The organism is Acinetobacter sp. ESBL14 (assembly GCF_036668815.1).
Lineage (GTDB): Bacteria > Pseudomonadota > Gammaproteobacteria > Pseudomonadales > Moraxellaceae > Acinetobacter > Acinetobacter gyllenbergii.
Map to the genome: position 1 here is coordinate 1,559,961 of NZ_JAZEVS010000001.1, position 23,830 is coordinate 1,583,790.

Annotated in this window: 21 protein-coding genes; 8 read left to right on the forward strand and 13 right to left on the reverse strand. The window is 42.5% G+C overall.

What is annotated here, in order from left to right:
- Positions 1–27: 27 nt before the first annotated feature.
- The 10 genes from paaK to paaA are packed head-to-tail and all read right to left on the reverse strand — an operon-like array spanning position 28 to position 9,337.
- The gene (paaK, locus tag V6E90_RS07690; protein ID WP_332605007.1) at positions 28–1,317 is read right to left on the reverse strand and encodes a phenylacetate--CoA ligase PaaK; all 1,290 of its coding nucleotides are present in this window, start codon (positions 1,315–1,317) and stop codon (positions 28–30) included.
- A gap of 47 nt (positions 1,318–1,364) precedes the next feature.
- Positions 1,365–2,576 (reverse strand): 3-oxoadipyl-CoA thiolase, encoded by a 1,212-nt coding sequence (gene pcaF, locus V6E90_RS07695; RefSeq protein ID WP_065343865.1) that lies wholly within the window; start codon positions 2,574–2,576, stop codon positions 1,365–1,367.
- Positions 2,577–2,588: 12 nt separating this feature from the next.
- Positions 2,589–4,127, reverse strand: a complete 1,539-nt coding sequence (locus V6E90_RS07700) for a 3-hydroxyacyl-CoA dehydrogenase (RefSeq protein WP_332605008.1) — start codon at positions 4,125–4,127, stop codon at positions 2,589–2,591.
- A 2-nt stretch (positions 4,128–4,129) separates the two neighbouring features.
- Positions 4,130–4,921 (reverse strand): 2-(1,2-epoxy-1,2-dihydrophenyl)acetyl-CoA isomerase PaaG, encoded by a 792-nt coding sequence (gene paaG, locus V6E90_RS07705; protein WP_065343863.1) that lies wholly within the window; start codon positions 4,919–4,921, stop codon positions 4,130–4,132.
- On the reverse strand, positions 4,921–5,694 hold the full coding sequence (locus tag V6E90_RS07710; protein WP_332605083.1) for an enoyl-CoA hydratase-related protein: 774 nt from the start codon (positions 5,692–5,694) through the stop codon (positions 4,921–4,923). The genes paaG and V6E90_RS07710 overlap by 1 nt, the downstream gene beginning before the upstream one ends.
- Positions 5,695–5,704: 10 nt before the next feature.
- A complete protein-coding gene (locus V6E90_RS07715; RefSeq protein ID WP_023269883.1) occupies positions 5,705–6,766 on the reverse strand; it encodes a 2Fe-2S iron-sulfur cluster-binding protein in 1,062 nt (353 codons plus the stop codon).
- 23 nt (positions 6,767–6,789) lie between these two features.
- The gene (gene paaD / locus V6E90_RS07720; protein WP_332605009.1) at positions 6,790–7,290 is read right to left on the reverse strand and encodes a 1,2-phenylacetyl-CoA epoxidase subunit PaaD; all 501 of its coding nucleotides are present in this window, start codon (positions 7,288–7,290) and stop codon (positions 6,790–6,792) included.
- 16 nt (positions 7,291–7,306) lie between these two features.
- A complete protein-coding gene (gene paaC, locus V6E90_RS07725; RefSeq protein ID WP_332605010.1) occupies positions 7,307–8,062 on the reverse strand; it encodes a 1,2-phenylacetyl-CoA epoxidase subunit PaaC in 756 nt (251 codons plus the stop codon).
- Between the two features lie 12 nt (positions 8,063–8,074).
- Positions 8,075–8,365 carry a 1,2-phenylacetyl-CoA epoxidase subunit PaaB gene (gene paaB / locus V6E90_RS07730; protein WP_004807366.1) on the reverse strand — a complete coding sequence of 97 codons (291 nt, stop codon included), beginning with the start codon at positions 8,363–8,365 and terminating at the stop codon, positions 8,075–8,077.
- A gap of 33 nt (positions 8,366–8,398) precedes the next feature.
- Positions 8,399–9,337 (reverse strand): 1,2-phenylacetyl-CoA epoxidase subunit PaaA, encoded by a 939-nt coding sequence (gene paaA, locus V6E90_RS07735; RefSeq protein ID WP_016540251.1) that lies wholly within the window; start codon positions 9,335–9,337, stop codon positions 8,399–8,401.
- A gap of 266 nt (positions 9,338–9,603) precedes the next feature.
- Here paaA and paaZ point away from each other — a divergent pair, with 266 nt between their 5' ends.
- From paaZ to V6E90_RS07765, 6 genes are all read left to right on the forward strand, one after another.
- The gene (gene paaZ / locus V6E90_RS07740; RefSeq protein WP_332605011.1) at positions 9,604–11,706 is read left to right on the forward strand and encodes a phenylacetic acid degradation bifunctional protein PaaZ; all 2,103 of its coding nucleotides are present in this window, start codon (positions 9,604–9,606) and stop codon (positions 11,704–11,706) included.
- An 88-nt stretch (positions 11,707–11,794) separates the two neighbouring features.
- Positions 11,795–12,085, forward strand: coding sequence for a DUF1330 domain-containing protein (locus tag V6E90_RS07745; RefSeq protein ID WP_332605012.1), 291 nt, complete (start codon positions 11,795–11,797; stop codon positions 12,083–12,085).
- Between the two features lie 414 nt (positions 12,086–12,499).
- Positions 12,500–13,912, forward strand: coding sequence for a spinster family MFS transporter (locus V6E90_RS07750; protein WP_332605013.1), 1,413 nt, complete (start codon positions 12,500–12,502; stop codon positions 13,910–13,912).
- 160 nt (positions 13,913–14,072) lie between these two features.
- The gene (locus tag V6E90_RS07755; protein ID WP_332605084.1) at positions 14,073–15,284 is read left to right on the forward strand and encodes an OprD family outer membrane porin; all 1,212 of its coding nucleotides are present in this window, start codon (positions 14,073–14,075) and stop codon (positions 15,282–15,284) included.
- Positions 15,285–15,560: 276 nt separating this feature from the next.
- Complete coding sequence (locus V6E90_RS07760) at positions 15,561–16,847, forward strand: acyl-CoA dehydrogenase family protein (RefSeq protein ID WP_171068270.1); 1,287 nt, start codon at positions 15,561–15,563, stop codon at positions 16,845–16,847.
- Between the two features lie 15 nt (positions 16,848–16,862).
- On the forward strand, positions 16,863–18,062 hold the full coding sequence (locus V6E90_RS07765) for an acyl-CoA dehydrogenase family protein (protein ID WP_016540256.1): 1,200 nt from the start codon (positions 16,863–16,865) through the stop codon (positions 18,060–18,062).
- A gap of 94 nt (positions 18,063–18,156) precedes the next feature.
- Here V6E90_RS07765 and dsbG read toward each other — a convergent pair whose 3' ends face one another.
- Genes dsbG through dsbD form a run of 3 tightly spaced genes read right to left on the reverse strand, consistent with a single transcriptional unit; the run spans position 18,157 to position 21,694 of the window.
- Positions 18,157–18,903: a thiol:disulfide interchange protein DsbG gene (gene dsbG, locus V6E90_RS07770; protein WP_023269886.1), complete on the reverse strand. Its 747-nt coding sequence runs from the start codon at positions 18,901–18,903 to the stop codon at positions 18,157–18,159.
- Entirely contained in the window at positions 18,900–19,748 is an 849-nt protein-coding gene (locus V6E90_RS07775) for a TlpA disulfide reductase family protein (protein ID WP_332605015.1), read from the reverse strand. Before V6E90_RS07775 ends, dsbG begins: the two co-directional genes overlap by 4 nt.
- A complete protein-coding gene (gene dsbD, locus V6E90_RS07780; protein ID WP_332605016.1) occupies positions 19,745–21,694 on the reverse strand; it encodes a protein-disulfide reductase DsbD in 1,950 nt (649 codons plus the stop codon). Before dsbD ends, V6E90_RS07775 begins: the two co-directional genes overlap by 4 nt.
- 109 nt (positions 21,695–21,803) lie before the next feature.
- Between dsbD and V6E90_RS07785 the strand changes: the two genes are divergently transcribed.
- On the forward strand, positions 21,804–22,475 hold the full coding sequence (locus tag V6E90_RS07785; RefSeq protein ID WP_016540260.1) for a response regulator: 672 nt from the start codon (positions 21,804–21,806) through the stop codon (positions 22,473–22,475).
- The gene (locus V6E90_RS07790; protein WP_332605017.1) at positions 22,472–23,824 is read left to right on the forward strand and encodes an ATP-binding protein; all 1,353 of its coding nucleotides are present in this window, start codon (positions 22,472–22,474) and stop codon (positions 23,822–23,824) included. The genes V6E90_RS07785 and V6E90_RS07790 overlap by 4 nt, the downstream gene beginning before the upstream one ends.
- Positions 23,825–23,830: the final 6 nt, after the last annotated feature.

Sequence of the window (23,830 nt, forward strand, 5' to 3'; positions counted from 1 at the left end):
GATACTATACCCTGAATGGTCATAATGTTAAGCAATCTGACGCATATCAATGACGCGTTTTGCTTTCCCTTCAGAACGTGGCAAGGTCAGTTCGTTGACCACCTCCACAGTGACTGAGATCCCAATCATGGTTTTAATCCGCTGCATCAACTGCTGAGCCAACTGCTGCGCCTGCTTGTCACAGTTATGGCACATTTCGGTACGGATATGCAAAGTATCCATATGACCTTTCTTTGCTACCAAAATTTCATAATTCGGCACCAGACTTGGCACTTGTAAAATCTGTTCTTCAATTTGAGTCGGGAAAACATTAACACCACGAATGATCAGCATGTCATCACTACGGCCTACGATTTTATCCATACGGCGCATGGCAAGGTTCTGTCCAGCCAATAAACGGGTTAAATCGCGGGTACGATAGCGGATAATCGGCAAACCTTCTTTGGTGATGGTGGTAAAGACCAATTCACCGAGTTCGCCGTCCTGACACACTTCACCTGTTTCTGGGTTAATAATTTCAGGATAGAAATGATCTTCCCAAATCGTCAGTCCTTCACCTTCATTCAGACATTGCATGGCAACACCAGGGCCCATAATCTCCGATAAACCATAAATATCCAGTGCTTTGATATTTAAACGCTCTTCGATCTCACGGCGTAACTCTTTTGACCATGGCTCAGCACCAAAAATACCAACCTTTAACGAAGTATTACGGGCACTGCCGAATTGCTGCTCCAGTTTTTCAATAATGCTGACGCAATACGATGGCGTGACCATAATTGCTGTCGGTTTAAAGTCCTGAATCAGTTGCACCTGTTTCTCTGTCTGACCACCTGACATCGGAATCACGGTTGCACCCAAACGTTCAGCACCATAATGGGCCCCTAAACCACCAGTAAACAGACCATAACCATAAGCCACCTGAATCATATCTTTGGCACTTAGACCTGCCATACGCAGACAACGCGCCACGATGTCCGACCAGGTATGAATATCTTTTTGGGTATAACCGACTACAGTGGGTTTGCCTGTGGTGCCTGAAGAGGCATGTAAACGTACAATCTGCTCCTGTGGTACTGCGAACATACCAAAGGGATAGTTCTCTCTTAAATCCTGTTTGGTGGTAAAAGGAAATTTAGCCAGATCATCCAAGTTAATAAAATCATCTGGATGCACACCTGCTGCATCAAACTTTTTCTTATACACTGGGCTATGCGCATAAACATAGGTCAAGGTATCTTTTAATCGTTTGGTTTGCAACGCTCGTAACTCCGCAAGCGTCATTTTTTCTACATCTTCTGTGATGAGGCTATCCACTGCCGTCTCTCCTATGTCGTTATATTATTCGAACCGTTTCAATTGCTTTAAGCTAAATTTTCTAAGATTAGGGCGACACCTTGCCCGACACCGACACACATGGTGCATAGTGCATATTTTCCTTGGCGTCTTTTCAACTCTCGGGTTGCCGTCATGACTAAACGCGTCCCACTCATACCCAGTGGATGACCCAACGCAATTGCACCACCATTCGGGTTGACTCGTGCATCATCATCCTTAAGCCCTAACTCCCGCATACAAGCCAGAGATTGTGCAGCAAAAGCTTCGTTGAGCTCAATCACATCCATTTGCTCTAAACTGAGACCTGTTTGTTTCAACAATTTTTGCACCGCAGGCACTGGGCCAATACCCATATATTTCGGTTCAACCCCAGCACTGGCAAGTCCCACCACACGTGCCAAAGGTGTTAAACCATGCGTATCGGCAAATTGACGATTGGTCAGTAACACACAAGCCGAGCCATCATTGACACCCGATGCATTACCCGCAGTCACGGAACCACCTTCTTTACGGAATGGCGCTTTTAATTTCGCCAAGCTTTCCAGACTGGTCTCTGCTCTAGGATGCTCATCTTGGCTAAAAATGGTGATGTTCTTTTTACGATCAACCAGTTCAACGGGCAAGATTTCATCCCTAAAAAAACCATTTTGTTGTGCCACAGCCACTTTTTGTTGACTACGAATCGCAAACGTATCTTGGTCTTGCCGGCTAATCTGGTATTTCTCAGCCACATTCTCAGCCGTTTCAGGCATGCTGTCAGTGCCATAGTCGGCTTTCATCTTTTTATTAACAAAACGCCAACCGATGGTGGTATCAAATATTTCAGGGCTACGACCAAACGCTTCTGTTGGCTTGGCCTGTACAAAAGGTGCCCGACTCATGGATTCGACACCACCCGCCAATACAAATTGAGATTCACCCGATTTAATTGAACGTGCTGCCAAACCGACCGCATCCAGCCCAGAAGCGCAGAGACGGTTGACTGTCATTGCTGGAACTGACTCAGGTAAACCTGCTAACAACGTCGCCATACGCGCGACATTGCGGTTATCTTCGCCCGCCTGATTGGCACAGCCTAAAAACACTTCATCTAAATCCTGCCACGGTAAATGTGTATGCTTTTCTTTTAGATGTTTGATTGGCAATGCCGCAAGATCATCAGTACGCACCGAACTCAATGAGCCTGCATAACGTCCAATGGGGGTACGAATAAAATCACAAATTAAAACGTCTTCCATGATCGCTCCTGCTTATGCACATTCTGTTAAATTTTTTGAATAGTCAGCAATCACACTTTGCTGCTTTGCCACGTATTGCTTGAGATAAAGACTTGCACGATATTTTTCTTCGCCGTAGATGGCATATAAATTGTTTAGCGTTGCCAAGACGTATTCAGCACCCAATTGCATCATCCATTGAAACGGCCCTTTAGGATAATTGACGCCATAGCGCATGGCATTATCAATATCTTCCATACTGGCAATCCCATGCAGACTGGCTTCACAGGCTTCATTGATCAATAAAACTATGGTCCGTAAAGTTAACAGTGCGGGATGATCGCTGATCCAAAGAACCTTGATCTGTTGTTGAGCAAAAAACGCTTCGATTTTTGCCAGATCTTCAGCTTGGCAAAGATGATTATGGCTCAGTACTACGGCTTGCGCTTGCGCGAAATCATGGTGCCAATCCATCAAGATGGTTTTTCGACTTAAATACTGTAAATTGGCAGATTCACCCTGACTTAAACGTAGATCAATATCATCAATTTGAATGATATTTTCATTGCTTGTTAAAGCACGACTTAAGCCTAGACGTTCTAATAAATGCGAACATTGAGCCCATGTACCTTTAACTTGAACATCAGCATGAAAGGATTGAGTGACAATGGTTTGAGGCTGAAAAGTCGCATACTGATTTTTTTCATCGTAGTGATAGAAACCTTGTTTTGACTTGCGCCCCCATGTACCAGCATCAACTAATTCTTTCTGAATCAAACTTGGACGATAACGCGGCTCATAAAAGAACGCTTCATACACAGTTTGAGTCACGGAAAAATTGACATCTTGTCCAATTAAATCCGTTAATTCACACGGCCCCATCGCAAAACCACCACACTGCTTTAAGGCATAATCCAGTTGGTCATAAGTTGAAACCTGTTCTTGTAAGGCACGAAATGCTTCTGCATAAAATGGACGGGCAATCCGATTGACAATAAATCCTGGCGTTGACTTGGTCAGTACCGGGATCTTTTTCCAAGCCAGCATCAAACTTTTTAAAGCCTGACATAATCCTGCTGGTGTTTTTAAACCTTGCACAATTTCCACCAGTTTCATCACTGGTGCAGGATTGAAGAAATGTAGCCCCACGACACGTTCAGGTTGTGGAATCCCAGCCGCAATCGCAGTGACTGAAATTGAAGAGGTATTGCTGGCAAAAATAGTATGTTCACTACAAATAGCCGCAAGCTGTTGAAACAAAGACTGCTTCACTTGCAGTTTTTCCACTACAGCCTCAATTACTAATTCAGCATTGGCTAAATCGTCTATACCATTGGCAATGTTTAAACGTGAACATGCCTGCTGGGCTTGTTCTGCCGTTATCTTGCCTTTTTCAACCAATTTAGCAAAAGTCTGATGCAATCCATCCACCGCCTGCTTGGTCTTTTCATGATCAAGATCATAGAGAATGGTAGAATGACCGTGTATGACTGCCAACTGAGCAATACCGATTCCCATGGTTCCAGAACCGATGACAGCAATACGGGCATGAGACAAATCCAGATTATTCATGCTTAACGCCCCTGAAAGTTTGGCTCACGCTTATTCATAAAGGCTTGAACCCCTTCACGATAATCCTCCGAACGCCCAGCAATACGCTGTAGGTCTCGTTCCAAGTGCATCTGTTCATCAAAACTATGATTACTGGATTGATGGATGGCCTTTTTAATCAATGACAAGCCAAAGGTCGGCTGCTTGGCTAAACGTTCTGCCAGTTCAGTGACCTTGCTTTTCAATTCACCATCTTCAGCCACATCCCAGATCATGCCCCATTCTTTGGCAGTTTCCGCTGGTAATTTGTCACCCAGCAATGCGAGCCCCATAGCACGTGCATGACCGACTGCACGTGGCAAGAACCAAGTTCCACCTGAGTCAGGAACCAAGCCTAAACGGCAAAATGCTTGTACAAAGTTGGCAGATTTGGCGGCAATCACCAGATCACAGGCCAAGGCAATATTGGCACCTGCCCCTGCAGCTACACCATTCACCGCACAAATCACAGGTTTCGGCATATTTACGAGGGTTCTAATCAACGGGTTATAGTAGGTTTCAATCGAGTAACCCAAATCAGGCGCCGCAGCATTTGGATCAACCACACGGTCTCCAAGATCTTGACCTGCACAGAAACCACGGCCTTCACCACTAATCACGATGCAGCGAACTTCTGGTTTTTTTGCCCACAGATTCAGAATCTCGGCGACCTCGCGGTGCATCTCGACGTTAAAGCTATTTAATGCTTGGGGACGATTAAAGCTTAAATAACCCACCGCATTTTTTTCTTCCACGATAATATTTTTATAGTCCATCACTCACCTCTAAACACTGGTTTTCTTTTTTCAAAAAATGCATTAATGCCTTCATTTCGATCTTTGGTTGCTGCCAACCAAACAAAATTTTGCCGTTCGGATTTCAGTCCCTGACTTAAGGTGGTCTCATGAATACTTTTGATCGATTGTTTGATCACGCGAATCGCTAAGGGAGCTTGTTTGGCAATCTTGCTTGCCAGTTGAATGGCGTATTCCACCGTGAGTACAGTCGGCACCACTTCACTACAAATCCCATACTGCTGCGCTTGTTTAGCTAAGATCATTTCACCTGTCATTGCCCAGCGCATGGTGAGTTGCTGCCCCACTAAACGCGCAAGACGTTGGGTACCACCTGCACCAGGTAACATGCCCAAACCAATCTCTGGCAAAGCAAATTTGGCATTTTCACCACAAATCACCATGTCAGAATGCAACACCAGTTCAAAGCCTGCACCCAAGGCATAACCATTTACTGCGGCAATGATAGGTTTGGTAAAACTGTCGATCTTCTGCCATAACTTTGGGCGAATATCGAGCTGTAAAGCCACTGCATCCATTTCTGCCAATTCACTCAGATCGGCACCTGCAGCAAAACAATTACGATTGCCCGTCAGTACAACCACGTTCACCTCAGGATTATGTTCTGCTTGTTCCAGCAGCTCACATAGACCCTGTAAAGTGGCATTATTCAAAGCATTGCGTTTTTCTGGACGGTTTAAGCTGAGCAGCATGACACCCTCAAGCGGTGTTTCAACCTGAATCAATGTTTGCATCGCTTTCTCTCTACTCATCAAAGCTCAAACGCACATTCGCGCCTTTCGGCAAAGTCTGGCAGCTCAGTACATAGCCTTTTTCCACTTCATCGTCTTCAAGGCTATAATTCAGGAACATATCCACTTCACCTGAAAGTACCTTACAGCGACAGGTAGCACAGACCCCACCTTTACAGGCATAAGGCAAATCTGCACCTGCACGTAATGCTGCATCCAGAATGCTTTCGTCCTCTTGCCCCACAGCAACGATCAACTCTCGTCCATCGAGTACGATGTTGACTTTTTCTTCTTTACGGTTGGCATCGGTTTCAGTTGGACGTTTGCGCACATGCCCCGTATTAAAGCGTTCCGTGTGAATCTTCTCTTTGGTCACACCATACATAGGAAAGAGGCTTTCAACGGTGTCCATCATTTCATCTGGACCACAGGCAAAGACATGGTCAAAGTTGGGTTCTAACACTTCATGTTCAAATAACTGTTTGAGCTTGTTCTCATCAATACGACCATTCAATAACTCACTGTCATTGAACTCGCGTGAGAAAATATTGATCAGTTGAAAACGCTCTTTAAACTGGTCTTTTAAATCCATAATCTGCTCGGAAAACATGGTCTGTTTCCACGAACGATTGCCATACAACAAGGTGAAATTTGCCGATGCTTGCTCAAACAGCACCTGTTTGATGATGGAAAGAATTGGGGTAATGCCACTTCCCGCAGCAATACCCAAATAGGACTGACCACCTGTGCGTGCTGCCTTCTGAAAAAACACCCCTTGTGGCGGCATCACTTCCAGTACATCACCGACTTTTAAATGCTCATTGGCCCAATGGGAAAACTGGCCCTGATCAATCTTTTTGACTGCAATGCTAATATCTTCTTTAGGCGCATAACTACAGATGGAATAGCAACGGCGAATTTCTCCAGCTTCGGTTAAATGACGAATGGTCAGATGCTGGCCCGGCTGAAATTGGAACTGTTGCTGTTGTTCAGGGACCAAATCAAAAGCAATACAGATCGCCTGATCGGTCTGAGGTGTAATTGTTTTTACTTTTAATGGAATAAATTGGCTCATGGCTGATTTCCTTATCCAAGACTTTAAATACATTTAAAATAATCAAAGGGTTCAAGGCAGTCCCGACATTTGTACAGTGCTTTGCAGGCAGTCGAACTAAACTCTGTCAGCAATCGAGTGTCGCGGCTTTTACAGTGAGGACAGACCACACCATCACTCAGATGCACATGTGTTCCGCATAGCTGTGCAGTCCCTTCTGGTGGCGCAATACCATAGGCTTGCAGCTTCTGCTTACCTGCATCCGACATCCAGTCCGTGGTCCACGCTTCTGATAAATCAATCATGACTTTTGCAGGGGTCAAATCTTCTGCCGCCAAGGCTTCGACTATTTGTGCTTTTAATAAGTCAGTGGCTGGGCAACCACTATAGGTCGGGGTCAATCGAACAATAATTTCTTGCTGCTCATTGAGTTCCACGCCACGAATCATGCCCAGATCCACAACGGACAATACCGGAATTTCTGGATCGCTGACCTTTTGTAAAACATCCCAACATTGGTCAATACAATGACGAATCATCTGCATGCTGATACTCCTTGTGCTACCAACTCATCTCAGGATAACTGCGTTGAATAGATTGCATTTCAGCCAACAGATAACCCAAATGCTCGGTATGCAAACCTTGTTTGGCCCCACGGCGATAGGCACCATTTTCAGGAATCGTTAATTCAAAACGCTTCAATTCCGCTATAACGATTTGCTCCCACTGCGCTTTTTCAGTGGAAAAATCAGCAATGATGCCTTGCTCAACCAGCTCCTGTTCTTCGCTCGTCAACTCGAACAGTTCCGCACTAAAACGCCACAAATTGTCTAAAGCCTGTTGTATACGTTGATGCGCTTCTGCTGTACTAAGACTCAAACGCTCCATCCAGCTAGTGGAAAAACGAATGTGATACTTGGCTTCTTTTAAAGATTTCACCGCCAATGCCGCGACTTCTGCTGTTGCGGATTGAGTTAAAGCCGTTAACAACAACACATGGTAATGATCGATCAGCCATTGACGAACGATGGTCTGTGCAAAATCACCATTCGGTTGTTCACATAGCAATAAATTAAAAAACTCACGTTCATTGCGGAAATAGGCCAGTTGATCTTCATCACGTTTTTCAGCTTCGTATTGGCCAGCCAAAGTCAGGAAATTTCGGGATTGTCCCAGTAAATCCAGACCGATATTGGCCAAAGCAATATCAATTTCCAACTCTGGCGCATGACCACACCATTCCGCTAAACGTTGCGCCAATACCAACTGGCTATCGCCGATATGTAATAAGAACTTAGATAAAATAGGATTATTCATTTGCATCCTCCCTTACATGTGCTCAATGCCATCAGGGATATGATAGAAAGTCGGATGACGATAGACTTTGTCCAATGCAGGTTCAAAAAACTCTGCTTTTTCATCTGGCTGTGAGGATTTAATCAGTTCTGAACGAACCACCCAGATGCTAATGCCTTCATTGCGGCGGGTATAGACATCACGCGCATGTTGCAGTGCAATTTCATCATCTGGGGCTCTTAAACTACCCACATGACGGTGGCTTAAACCTTGTTTACTACGCACAAACACTTCATAGAGCGACCAATTGTTGTTATTTTCCATTTCAATATCCTCAAATTTTTCCCTAAATCTTGTTTAAGCAACTTTGCCCACTTGGTTTTGCTGCTTTTTGGCATAAATCACGGCCGCATCTCGCACCCACTTGCCATTTTCCCAAGCCTTACGGCGTGCTTCGATCCGTTCATGATTACAAGGGCCACGACCCGCAATCACTTCATTGAACTCTTGCCAATCAATCTCGCCATAGCTGTAATGACCTGTTGCTTCATTCCACTGCAAATCAGCATCCGGTACCGTTAGACCGAGCTGCAACACTTGTGGCACAGTGTTATCGACAAATTTTTGACGTAACTCATCATTACTAAAGCGCTTGATTCCCCATGCCATGCTTTGCGCACTATTAGGAGAATGATCATCACTTGGGCCAAACATCATCAATGCAGGCCACCAGAAACGATTCACCGCATCTTGTGCCATTTGTTTTTGTTCGGGTGAACCCGCCGCCAATGCCATCATGGCTTCAAAACCTTGGCGTTGATGGAAACTTTCTTCTTTGCAAATCCGTACCATGGCACGTGCATAAGGACCATAAGAGGTACGGCATAAGGCCACCTGATTCACAATTGCAGCACCATCAACCAACCAACCAATTGCTGCTACATCGGCCCAACTGATGGTTGGATAATTAAAGATTGAGGAATATTTCATTTTTCCATCAATCAATTTTTCCATCATCTCATCGCGATCTGCACCTAAGGTTTCTGCAGCACTGTAAAGATAAAGACCGTGCCCTGCCTCATCCTGAACTTTTGCCAATAATACGGCTTTACGTTTCAAGGTCGGCGCACGGGTAATCCAGTTGCCTTCTGGGAGCATACCGACAATTTCTGAATGACCATGCTGCCCAATCTGACGAATCAAGGTTTTGCGATACGCCTCAGGCATTTCATCTTTGGCTTCGATGGTGATGTCATTGGCTATATTGTGCTCAAATTTCTGATACTTATTTTCCATTTGTAGATTCTCTTGAGAATTCCATCCATGAATCTATTTTTCGATACATAAAAAACAAAGTCAATTAATATTTTTGTATCAAATTAAAATCAATCAAAAAATTACGGACAAATTATTGTTTTATTTAAAACTATTAAAATAAATTAAAATTTAACCCCCCAATAAAAACAAAATAATGTTGACTTTTTGCTGAATCAAGATGAAATTATGAATCATATTTTAAGTATTTTTATAATTGATGTATCACATAAAAATGGAGTTTGATTATGCTTGAACAAGCACAACGTGAAGAAATAGCACAGGACACCGAATACCAAACCTCAACTCAACAGCTGCCACAACTGGCTTCTTATGTTTATGGAACATGGCATTCAAGCCATGAAGAAAGACGTACTGTTGTACATGCCATTACTGGCGAACCGATCTATAGCGTCAGCAGTCATGGCATCGACATGCATCAAGCCGTGCAATATGCCAAACAGCATGGTACTGAGCTGGCAAACTGGACCTTTCATCAACGTGCCAATGCCTTAAAACAAATTGCCCAACAGCTACTCGAGCAAAAGGAACAGTTCTATACGCTTGCCTACGCCACTGGTGCGACACGTAAAGATGCTTGGATTGATATCGAGGGTGGCATCCAAACCTTATTTGCCTATTCAAGTCTGGTACGCCGCGAACTCAATGACGAAAAAATTATTACAGAGGATAGCTGGATTCAGCTCTCTAAAAACGGCACTTTTGGTGCCAAGCATATTCTGAGTCCTAAAGCAGGTGTCGCAATACATATCAATGCCTTTAACTTCCCGATTTGGGGCATGCTAGAAAAAATTGCGCCAACGCTATTGGCGGGTGTGCCTTGTATCGTCAAACCCGCCACTGATGGTGCTCAACTCACCCAAGCAGTTGTTAAAGCGATTGAAGATACGCAAATTCTACCGAAAGGATCACTACAACTGATTTGTGGACAAATTGATGATCTTTTTGATCACTTAGGCCCACAGGACTGTGTCACCTTTACGGGTTCAGCCTATACTGGCCAAAAACTCCGCAACCACTCCCATCTGAACAAATATTCAATTCCATTTAGTATGGAAGCTGATTCGGTAAACAGTGCGATTCTCAGTCCATCGGCAAATGAGGCGACTATAGATTTATTTGTACGCGAAGTATTTCGTGAAATGACCACCAAAGCAGGACAAAAATGTACCGCGATTCGTCGTGCCTTTGTACCTCAAGCACTTCTTGAACAAGTGCAGCAAAAACTCAGCGCTAAACTAGCAAAAGTCGTCGTAGGTGATCCACAAAAACAAGACACCACTATGGGCGCGTTGGCCAGCCCTAAACAAAAACTGGATGTAGCTGCGAAAGTTGCAGAACTGGCGAAAGAAGCCAAAATTGTATTTGGTGACGAGACAACTTTCAAAATCAATGCTGACCATCCTGAGAAAGGTGTATTCTTCCCACCGACCTTGTTATTGTGTGAGCAACCACTACAGGCAAGCTTGGTACATACCACTGAAGCTTTTGGCCCTGTATGTACCTTGATGCCTTATCAATCAATTGACGAACTTTCCGATCTTGTGGCGCGTGGTGAAGGTAGTCTGGTCGCCTCTGTGGTAAAGAATAGTGATGAGAATGTCGAATTGATCATTCAAAAAATTGCGCCATGGCATGGTCGTGTACACATTCTGGATGAAGAATCAGCCAAAGAAAGTACAGGACATGGTTCACCACTGCCTCATTTGATTCATGGCGGACCTGGTCGTGCTGGTGGCGGTGAAGAACTAGGAGGAATTCGCGCAGTCAAACACTATATGCAACGGACGGCGATTCAAGGTTCACCGAACAGCCTTACTCAAGTGACGCATTCATGGACCGCGGGTTCAAACATCAAGCAAGACCGCGTCCATCCTTTTAAAAAGGATTTTGATGAACTGGTCATTGGTGAGCGTTTATTGACTGCACGTCGTACCGTGACTGAAGCCGATATTGTTAATTTTGCCTGCCTCAGTGGAGACTATTTCTATGCGCATACCGATAAAATCGCGGCAGCAGACTCTTTCTTCGGTGAGCGTGTGGCACATGGCTATTTCATTGTTTCTGCCGCAGCAGGTTTATTTGTCGATGCCGCACAAGGCCCTGTGATTGCTAACTATGGTATGGATAATTTACGTTTTGTTGAGCCTGTCAAAATCGGTGATTCTATTCGGGTTGAATTGACCTGCAAACAGAAAACCCCTAAACCACAAAAAGATCCATCTCAACCCGAACACGGTGTTGTGGTTTGGGATATCAAAGTCAAAAATCAACGTGATGAACTGGTTGCAACCTATGATATTTTAACTTTGGTTGCCCGCGCAGCTTAAACTAAGTACGTTGATGGATCCCATTGCGTATCCATCAACAATATTCGAGATATGCTGTGTTAAAAATAAACTCAATTCAGGAAAATCCATGAGTGCCTATATCATTCTTATTCGTACGCAATTAAAAAACCAAGATGAAATGAAGACCTATACCACTTTGGCACGTCAAGCGAGCCAAGGTTTTGCAGCTGAACCGATTGTTTTTTATGGTCAGTCTATTGCATTAGAGAATATCGAAAGCGACGGCGTTGCCATCATTAAATTTAGTAGTATGCAGGAAGCACAAAATTGGTATCACAGTGATGCCTATCAACAGGCCAAAAAGCATCGTGATTTGGCAGGTGAATATATGGTGATTCTGACCGAAGGATTAGGCTAAATATCTTAATTAAGATTTAATTACATATTTTCTTAAATTATATAATCCAAGAATCACTTTAAAAATTATTTTAACAATAATATAAATAGCCACGCCTATACATTTTTAAAATAAAAATCTCCCACAGCCAATGCAATGTTTATTTACATTTTATAAAAACATGAAAATTCAATAAAATAATTAAAATAAATACAATAATAACAATAATAAAAATAAAACCAACCTCAATATAGATTTCTTATTCTCTGTAAAAATCATTCTATTTTTTTTCAGTCAAATTAAAAATTAAGCTTTATTTAAGAATAGCTATTGAATCGAATCCATAAAATAAAATAGACTAAAAATGACACTAAATTATAAAAATAAAAATTATTTAGTATCACTTAATCCTCAGTCATCATAGGAAGATGCAGAATGAATGATAACCACCCAGAAAGCATGCTCAGGAATGAGCAAAAGGCAGAGCTATCGCCTGAACAAGTGATTCAAATACATCCAGAGCAGCATTTAGAACCCGAACGTTATGGCTACCAATGGTATGTCGTCGTGATTTGCATGTTGGCTTATATTCTTTCATTCGTAGATCGTCAAATTTTATCCTTGATGATCGAACCGATTAAACATGACCTAATGCTGTCTGACACTCAATTTAGTCTATTGCAGGGTCTGGCTTTTTCTTTGTTCTATGCCTTTATGGGCATCCCGATTGCCGCACTCGCTGATAAGAAATCAAGGATTAAGATTATTTCCATCGGCATCGCATTTTGGAGCTTAGCAACAGCCGCATGTGGCTTAAGCAAAAACTTTGCTCAGATGTTTCTCGCACGATTAGGTGTAGGTGCTGGCGAAGCTGCATTATCTCCTGCTTTTTACTCCATCGTGACCGATTTATTCCCCAAAGAGAAACTAGGTCGTGCGTTAGGGCTATATGCGATTGGTGCTTTTATTGGCTCTGGTCTGGCTTTTTTAATTGGCGGTTATGTGATTAGTCTTTTAAAAAATGTTGATTCAGTCGTCCTGCCAGTCATTGGGCAATTAAAAACCTGGCAACTCACTTTCTTTATCGTCGGACTTCCAGGTGTTTTACTCGCCTTAGTTATGATTTTAACGGTAAAGGAACCCATACGAAAAGGCTTGAAAGTTGATCAAAACGGGCAGCTAATCCAAGCATCATTTAAAAACTCAATTGCTTTTATTCGCACACACAGAAAGACCTTTTTTTGCCACTTTATTGGTTTCTCGTTCTATACCATGATGCTGTACTCGCTACTTGGATGGGCGCCAGCATTTTACATGCGACACTTTGGTCTAGACGCCAGCCAAACAGGCTACATCCTCGGCAGTATTATTTTGGTTGCAAATACGGCTGGAGCTCTATTTTGCGGATGGCTCATCGATCATTTCTCTAAAAAGGGGTATAGCGATGCAGCGATTCGAGCAGGAATGATCGGCTGTGCAGCACTTATTGTCCCAAGTGTGCTGTTTACCCAAGTCGATAATATGTACTTATCCTTTGCCTTAATTTTTGTGGCTATGTTTTTCTCAACCTTTCCGATTCCTGCGTCGGCTGCTGCAACTCAAATGCTTACCCCGAACCAATTACGTGCTCAGATCTCAGCAAAATTTCTACTGGTTTCAAATTTGATTGCTTTAGGTGTAGGTACAACCGCTGTTGCGCTATTAACAGATAAATATTTTCAAAATACATTGATGGTGGGTAACTCCATCTCAATTGTAAATGCAGTTGCAGGCTTACTCGGTGTATTTCTGCTCTACAAAGGCTGCAAATATTATCGTGAAAGCATCAAACACGAACAACTCGGCTAAAAGTTGTTACCTCCCTTCCTTCAAGCTATATGAAGGAAGGTGCTCAATCTGAATTTTAAAATAATAGCGCCGAGGGATGGCGTACTAAAATTGGATATGGATGATGAATCACGTACATAAATTTAACCCGCTATACTTAAGAGCAGCAATTTTATTCGTCATGCTTGGATTCTTCAGCCCGATAGTTGTTGCTGCTGAAAACGGCAAATCTACTCAGGAAGAGTGGAAATTGACCCTGAAAAATGCCTATATCAACCGCGACTATGACAACCCAAACCTCAAAGATACAGGTAGCTGGTCACAAGCAGCGTCTTTATTCTACAAATCAAATATGCAGGATACACCCCTACAAATCGCAGATAAGCCCGTCACAATTGGTGCAGATGCTTCTGTTCAATATGCAGTGCGTTTAAGTAAAGATAAGCATGTAGCCGATACCGTCTTACCATTTGACACACAAACCCAATCACAAGCATCTGACTTTTTAAAATATGGAGCAGCGCTTAAACTGGGTTATGACAAAACCTTGTTCAGTATTGGTGAATTATGGCTTGATCTGCCAGTCACCGCAGTTGATAACAGCCGCCAGTTACTCGCTTCCTATTGGGGAGCCAACTTAAAGTCGCAACTCTCTGATCAACTCTATGCCGAAATTGGGCGAGTCACCAAAGTATCTCCTCGCAATGAAGAGGATTTTCGCAAGTTTTCCTTTACTGCCAATGGCAAAACTGAATATTCCGATGGTTTAAATTATCTAGATTTACGCTATCAGTTCACCCCATCCCTTAAAGCAGAATATTACTTTGCTAATTTAGAGGACTTGTATAACAAGCACTATCTAGGCTTAGACCATACATGGAAGCAGCCAAATTTCAGCCTTAACTCCAAGTTCAAGTATTTCAATGCCAAAAATGATGGCAATAACTTTGATATTGATGCCCAAAATATTGGAATTCTGGAAATGCTCAAAGTTAAAAATCAGTCTTTTGGTTTAGGTTATCAGCAGATTATGGGTGAGTCCGCTTATCCGCTGCCTGACGGTTTTCTGCCTGAAACCTATTTTATTAACTGGAATGCCACAGGCTTCTTTAAAAAGAATGAAAAGTCTTATCACCTGATGTATGGCTATGATTTTAAGGACTACGTGCCTGGGCTAAATGCGATGGTGAAATATGTCTATGGTCATGATTTTAAAGCAACCAATGGTGAGAAAAATCATGAGACTGAATCCAATCTCATTCTTAACTATGCCTTTCAACAGCCCTATCTCAAAGGCTTTGCACTGCAATACATTCGCATTGACTATGATGTGAAACACGGTAATGACTTTGGTGAGGACCGTTTATTCGTGAATTATAGTAAACGCTTCTAAGTTGAAACCATGATCACTGGCAGCCATTCCGATATGACCCAGTGATCATACAACGATTCAATAACATCAGTGCTCTGTCATTTTGGTCAATTTTAAAAAAAACAATTTCGCCCATATTTTTTTTAATATTTAAAAAACAATATGATAAAAAACAATAAACGGCTATTTCACCCTTTATCTTTCTCCAATCGGCATGTCAAACAAGACATAGTTTTTTGAGCAGGAGCATGTCAGCATAAATTTACAACCATCCTCTAGGATAAAATCATGTCTAATATGATGAATAAGGCTCAAGGTCTTGGGCTATCTTTGATCACCAAACTCGCAGGAAGCGAAATGCTTGATCAACTCAAATTAAGAAAATTTGTAGAGAAATCATTATATCAAGGTTCAAAAACAGGCTTTAAAGTACTCAATAAAACACAAAAAGCATTTAAGCCACAACCAATCGATAAACAGCGTCTTCCAAATCAGAGCAACAAAAATCTGTTTGATCTCAGTTTGACTGAAGAACAGCAAATGACGGTTGATGCTATGTCACAATTTGCTGAAGAAGTGCTCTACACATTGGCACATGATGCAGATCATCATGCTCAATTCCCAGAAGAACTGTGGCAACATTTGGTTGATTTGGGGCTCAACTATTATGCGTTGCCAGAAGCATTGGGTGGTGTGGCAGCAGAACAAAATATTGTGAGTAATATTCTAATTGCAGAAAGCTTGGCGAAGGGTGATTTCAGTCTGACCGCAGGTTTGCTGAGTACCTTTAGTGTCATCAATGCAATAACCCGTTGGGGTTCAACTCAAGTTCAATCCATGTACTTACCGGTGTTTGCAGAAGATACTGATGTTACGGCGACGTTTGCCTTTCAGGAGGCAACCCCTGCTTTTAACCCATACCAGTTAAAAACCACGGCATCTGAAGCCAATGGACAATTCTATATTACGGGTGAAAAGAGCTTAGTGCTTTTAGGTGATATTGCCGATGTGTTCTTGGTCAGTGCGGAGTTTAACGGTCAAGCTGATATTTTCGTGGTGCAATCCAATGAAACGATTGCCATCAAAGCCAACCCTGCAATGGGTCTAAAAGCTGCTGAAACGGCGACTCTTCAATTTAATCAAACGCCAGCCTTACGCTTAGGCGATGCTGATTTTGATTACACCGCCTTTGTCGATCTAGGTAACTTGATGTGGTGTGCTATGGCGATTGGGACTTGTGAAGCAATCAAAACCTACTGTATTAAATATGCCAATGAACGTACTGCCTTCGGAGAACCCATTTCTCATCGTCAAAGTGTTGCATTCATGATTGCAGATATGGCGATTGAAATTGATGCGATGCGTATGCTGGTTTTAAATGCTGCGAGTTTGGCAGAAGCTGGCAAACCGTTCCATCGTGAAGCCTATCTTGCTCGCCTGCTCTGCGCTGAAAAATCAATGAAAATGGGCACAGATGGCGTTCAGATTCTTGGCGGTCATGGCTTTACCAAAGAACATCCTGTTGAGCGCTGGTATCGTGATCTTCGTGCGACTGCAATCTTGCATTCTGGCTTACATGCTTAATTTTGGAGAACAATAATGAATTTACAAAATCCGAAAAAATTCAAAATGCTGGTTGATCAGGCACACGAAACTGCACTCAATGTACTCCGTCCGATTTCACGTAAATACGATAAAGCTGAACATGCCTATCCCAAAGAGCTGGATATGCTTGCGGCTTTACTGGATGGCATGAATGAAAGTGGCGAAGGTGTTGGTGCTGCTAATGCCAGTAAACGTGGAACAGCTAATCTGGACGCTGTTGTAAACGGCGGCAATATGTCTGCGGCACTCGGCATCATTGAAATGTGTTATGGCGATACGGGTCTATTATTGAGTATGCCCCGCCAAGGTCTGGGCAACTCTGCGATTGCAGCAGTCGCCAATGATGAACAGCTGGAACGCTTCAAAGGCACTTGGGCAGCCATGGCAATTACCGAGCCAGGTTGTGGTTCAGATTCAGCTGCGATTCGCACCACAGCAACCAAAGATGGCGATGATTATATCCTGAATGGCGAAAAAATCTTTGTCACTTCGGGTGACCGTGCTGATTCGGTTGTGGTCTGGGCAACCTTGGATAAAAAATTAGGTCGTGCTGCGATCAAGTCTTTTGTGGTACCAAAAGGCACAGCAGGCATGAAAGTTGAGCGTCTTGAACACAAACTGGGCATTAAAGCCTCAGATACCGCGGTAATCAGCTTTATCGACTGTCGTGTGCCCGCTGCTAATTTATTGGGAAACCCTGAAATTGATGTGGCTAAAGGCTTCGCAGGTGTAATGGAAACCTTTGATAATACTCGCCCGCTAGTCGCAGCCATGGCCGTTGGTTGTGCCAAAGCATCCTTAGAACGCATCAAAGAGATTTTCAAAGATCAGCTTGATCCAGACTACACCACTCCCTACTTACAGACCTCAAATCTAGCAGCACAAATCTATCGTATGGAAGCTGAGTGGGAAGCTGCACGTCTATTAATGATTAAAGCAACCTGGATGGCAGACAATAAAAAGCCAAATTCGAAAGAAGCATCGATTGCTAAAGCCAAAGCGGGTCGTGTGGGTAATGAAATCACGCTCAAATGTGTGGAGTTAGCAGCCAGTGTTGGCTATGCTGAAGATGAATTATTGGAAAAATGGGCGCGTGACTCAAAAATTCTGGATATTTTTGAAGGTACGCAACAGATTCAGCAATTGATCATTGCCCGCCGTGAATTGGGTAAATCATCAAGTGAACTAAAATAATTTTGAATCGGCAATAACCTAAAAAGGACGTTTTGATAACGTCCTTTTTATTTGATGTATCGCCATATAAATCGGTATTTCTATTCATCGATTTTTATTCAAAAACATGTTTTAAATCCTTAGGTAAGCCCTGCGCTGTTTCCATTTGACCTTGACTATTTTTCCAGACTAAAGCTGGTGTGGCATAAAAACCATATTTATTCATCATTTCTTCATTCGATTCCAATTTTTCTGCAAGATGCGCTGGAATCGGTTTTAATTCTTTCAATTTTTGTTTCCCTTTCGCCGCATTAAATGCTTCAAAAACCTGCTGTGGATTGGATGCAGCCAGAAGCGTGGCAGCCTGTCCTCGGCTTTCCGCACGGATCACCCCGACTTGGATATGGCGCAGTTGCACCTTGCCTGCTTTGACATAAGGACGAGCCTTTTCCCAAAATGTATGACAATATGGACAATTTGGATCAGAGAAGACATAAATAATCCGTGGTGCTTTGACATTACCATCCTGAATCCAAGCCGATTTTTCCAAACTTTTCCAAACATCATCCAAAACCGATTGTTTGACATGCGTATTCAGCGCATCAACGGTTAAATTATCCCCCTTGGCATTGTGCAAATCCCCAACGATATAATATTTATTGTCATTCGAAATAAAAACCGTCATTGGATTTTGTTGCATATGTCCAGCCCAGCCTGTCATTTGGGCAGGTGCTTCAATTTGTTTAACAAAGCTAAATCCGTCTTTTTCCAGTTTCTGTTTGATGGTTGGGACTGCGGCAAATCCTTGCGCTGTAAAGCATGCGAGAGCAACAGCAGCTAAACGTTTAAGATTCAGGTTCATTGAGAAGATACCTCACGTAGTTGAGTAATTTTTTGCAGATATTGTTTCAGCATTGCAGGACTAAGTTCCCCCATATGCCGCTCTACGAGTTGCCCCTGAGCATTGAAAAATAAAGTACTGGGCATACCATACATCTTCATTTGTTGTGCCATTTCGCCATTTGGATCGGCTAAAACGTTTTTAAAATTGAACTGGTGCTGGCTGAGATAATTTTTAATGACATCCGTGGTTTCACCTTGATTGAGCATGACAAAATGGATATTTGGATAATCTTGTTGTGCTTGGTACAACACAGGCATTTCTCGATGACACGGCGGACACCAGCTTGCCCACAAATTAATCACAGTAGGTTGCCCAATAAATTGGGTTAAAGCCTGTGGTTGCTGTTGCAAGTTATTAAAGCTAAGTGCTGGATATTCAGCTTGGACTTGAAAAGGCTTAAGTAAGGCTAGATTTGCAAGTTGTACCGCAATAAAGACCAGTAAACTACTGCCTAGCATCTTGTACTTTAAAGCGCGATTTTTCCAAATAAACCACGCAGCGGCAGCCATCATGCCCGCAAAGAGGCTAAAGCCTTTATCCTGAATCTTGATAATATCAATCGGATGTGAAAAGTAGGCATCCGCATGTATCAGTACGAAAACGGCTCTTGCCGCAATCAACCCAATCAATACAGCTGACCAAAGCGAATCTTTATAGTGCTGCCAAGCATTTTCAGACCATTGATTCTTTCGACTGAGGTACATTCCCCATAAATATACAGCGAACCATCCCAGTAAAATACTCAGTAATGACCATGGCACTATAAACCCACCGATATGTAGTGCCTCTGAAGACATCATCATGGTTGCACTCCAGACAGTTGCTTAACATTCTGAACCAACTGATGGGCAGTAAATGTGCCGGTTAAACGTAAATTTCGCTGTTCCTCATGCTGTTCATTCAGAAATAAAACCGTTGGCGGCCCTAAAATTTGACGTTGCTTTAAAATTAGGTCTTGAGACGCTTCATAATGGGTTAAATCCAATTTAATTCTGACAACATTGGCAATGGCGGCTTGTACCTCTACTGATGGAATCACTTGACGTTCAATCGGCTGACAAGCAACACACCAATCTGCATAAACATCGATTAGAACTGGCTGATCAGGATGAGCTGACAAGGCTTGCTGTAACTCTTGTTGATTTCTCACCACAATCCATTGATGTAAGCTGGACACCTGTTGTTGACTCAAAGATGATAGTGCAAGATGTGCGTGCCATGTGCCTGTTGCAGCCACAACACTAATCACAGCAAGTATCAGCAATCGATGCGTTAATTTCATGATGTGTCGCAGAATTGTGATTAAGTATCCTGCAGCGACAAACAGTACAATGGCAAAAGCAGAATGATAGATTGCATTTCCCAGTAATGGACGAGCAAAATAAATCGCCATTGCCAGCATTACAAAACCAAAGCTAAATTTTAATCGCTCCATCCATAATCCAGGTTTAGGTAAATACTTTGCCCCAAATACACTGGCAATAAACAAAGGAATTCCGATTCCCAGACCCATCAAGAATAAGTAAAGCCCACCTAACCAGCCATGTTCAAGTTGTGAAACATAAAGTAAAGCGCCTGCAAGTGGCGCACTCATACATGGGCCCACGATTAAAGCAGATACTGCCCCCATCACACCCGCACCAATAAAGGTTCCACCCTTCTGTGATTGTTGCAGCCGATCTAGACGTTGTAATAAGGCCTGAGGTAAAGATAATTGATAAAGACCAAACAGGTTCAATGCAAACACAATAAACATCAGTACAAATAGGCTGATGAAAACTGGGTTTTGAAACCAGCGCTGAATATTAAAGCCAAGCTGAGCCACCACCAACCCCATCAACGCATAGACCAATGCCATACTGACTACGAAAGTGATCGCAATTAATGCAGCGCGGTGTCCTTTCTTCTGCTGAACTAAAATTCCTGAAACAATTGGAATTAAAGGCAAGGAACACGGTAAAAATGCCAATAAGATGCCAAGCCCCAAGAAAACAAGGATATTGATCCAGACGGTTTGGCTAGACAATAAATGCAGAAAAAACTGATCATTATTCCAGTCCTGTTTGAAACTTTGCTCAGATATCGATTGAGCAAGAGAACTCGATTTCGCTGCTGAAACAACGCTGCTATTGCTGTCATTCTCTATGACATTTTCAATCTGGTCTGCATCCGACAGCTCAGCCTTTTGCTGAACATTTTCAGCATCAGTAAGGGCTGGTACTGCTTTCGGCGCGATTGGTGCTGTTTTTGCAGGCTCATCGCGCAGAACTGAATCTGGTGTGGTCTTTTGCGGTGTTTGCGCTAAAAGTGCCAAATTGGTTTGAGAAGATACGGGCTTAGTCTGTGGTAACAAACCAGTGTCGTCCGTCTGAATCGTCATTCGTTGTACAGGATAACAAAGCCCATCATCGGCACAGCCTTGCCATTGAATCTGGTATTTTTGATTCGGCTGTACCTTAAATTCCGCAGTCACGTTATTGTAGTGGACATCGGTTAGGCCAAAGGTAGGGTCATCTTTTTGCTGCCCTTTTGGCAAATTTAAGTGAATATTTTTCCCATTCGAAATGACTTTGAATTGATCATGATAGAGATAATATTTGGGCACAATGTCCCATTTTAATTCTGCAGTATCTTTAGAAATAGAACTGGCTTCAAATTTAAATGCTTGATCTGGCGGCAGAAAGTCTGAAGCAGCCCATGTGCCACTACTTAGCCCAAGAAATAGAGCGGTTAAAAAATGAAATCGCATAACAATAGGTCTAAAATTCAATATGCAGGCATTATCAAATAGACAAAATTAAGAGAACATTAACAGCTGTATTTGTTTGTAAAATGAGTACACTGATTGAGGAAAAGCCATGTTTGTCGTACTTGTTGAAGATGACCCCTATATCGCACAAGGGATTGTCGCCGCACTGGATTATCTAAATATTTCGGTTGAACATGTCAATACTGCCAAAGCTGCGGATTATTTTATTCGAAACAGCGCGGTGGATTTATGTTTATTGGATTTGGGCTTACCCGACCAAGATGGATTGGAGCTCTTACAGACATGGCGAAAAGACGGTTTGCACGTACCTGTTCTGGTTCTTACAGCACGTAATCAAACGCAGCAATGTGTTGAAGCCCTCAATACAGGTGCGGATGACTATCTGACCAAACCTTTTGATTTGCCTATTCTGATTGCCAGAGTCCATGCTTTAGCAAGACGGAACCGCGGCTATTCCTCGAACATCTTACAGATAGGCGATTTAAAACTGCATCAAGATACGCAACAAGCCTATTACCAAGATCAATTGCTCAACCTCTCTCGCCGTGAATACAGCTTGCTTGAAACGTTTATGCTCTACCCAAACCAGATCCTTAAAAATGAGCATCTCATTGATAAAGTTTATGGTTTTCAGGACAGTATCGAAAGTAATGCAATTAATGTCCATATTTACCATTTAAGGCAAAAAATTCACCCAGACATCATTCAAACCATTCGGGGTGTAGGTTATCTGTTCAAAGTGCCTGAGCAAAGCATATGAAAAATTACAGTTTAAAATGGCGATTAGTCACCACGATTTGCTTTGTATTTATTCTGCTGTGGTCTTTGGTATTTTATTGGCTTTATGTCGATCTGGAAAAACGCCTACAACAGACCTTAGATGAGCGGCTTTCAGCTTCAGCATTAATGGTTGCCCATTTAATTCAACAACTCCCTGTTGATCAAATCATGAATAGCTTGGATTCAGTACAACAAAAACATAATCCGCAAAATTTAATCGTCTGTGAGGTTTCACTTTCGAGTTATGACCCTGCAGAAGACCAACAAGTTTTAGTAAGAACCCAAGGTTCACCCAGTTTAACCAGCAGAAAAGCAGGCTTTAGTACTTGGCAGGAAAATGGCATTGATTGGCGTAGTTATGTCCTGCAAAAGGGCCAAATACGAGTCGTCACTGCGGAAAAATTACAACTACGCTACTCCTTGCTCAAACAAATTTTACAATCTGTGCTGATGCCTTTAATCATTACTTTAATTCTATGTATTCTTTTGATCTTATGGATTATTCGTGTCGAGTTTCTACCACTGGATCACATTGCACAACGCCTGAGAAAACAACAAGACCAACATTCTTCAGCAGCAGCAACCGATCTACTCGATTTAAACACTGAAAATATTCCAAAAGAAATTCAACCCTTTGTAGACAGCATATTCGCGCTTGTACACAACTTGCATCAGAGCCTGGAAAATGAAAAAAGCTTTAGTGCATTTGCTGCACATGAACTGCGTAGTCCACTCACTGCCATTAAAACCCATGTGCAGTTAAGTAAACTGATGCTGATGCAATCTCGGCAAGATCAGCAAAAACTGCTGAATAATTTAGAACAAGCAGAATTCAGCATCCAGCGATATGAACAACTTTTGGAACAATTACTCTTGTTAAGTAAAACAGAGACACTTGTTCAACCAGAGCTGAATAGAGTCGATGTTACTGTTAGCCTCAAACAGGTGATCAATGAACTCGAGCAAAAATATCACGACCTACCACAGCAATTAGAAGTTGATTGGAATAGTTTATCTCTACTGAAACTCCCTGATGAAGCTCTAAAGATTGTGCTTAAAAATTTAATTGAAAATTCGTATTTACACGCGCAAGCCCCAATTCAAATCTATATGCAAACACATGATTTAGTGATTAGTGATACAGGTCATGGTTTAAACGACCATGATCTTAGTTTACTTACACAACGATTTTGGCGTAAATCTGCATACAACAACGGTCATGGACTCGGGTTAGCATTGGTAAAGTTGCTATTGGAAAAACATGGCTTCACAATCAGGTTCAGCCAAAACGCCCCCAATGGTCTTAAAGTGGTCATTTCTCAATTATAAGAGAGC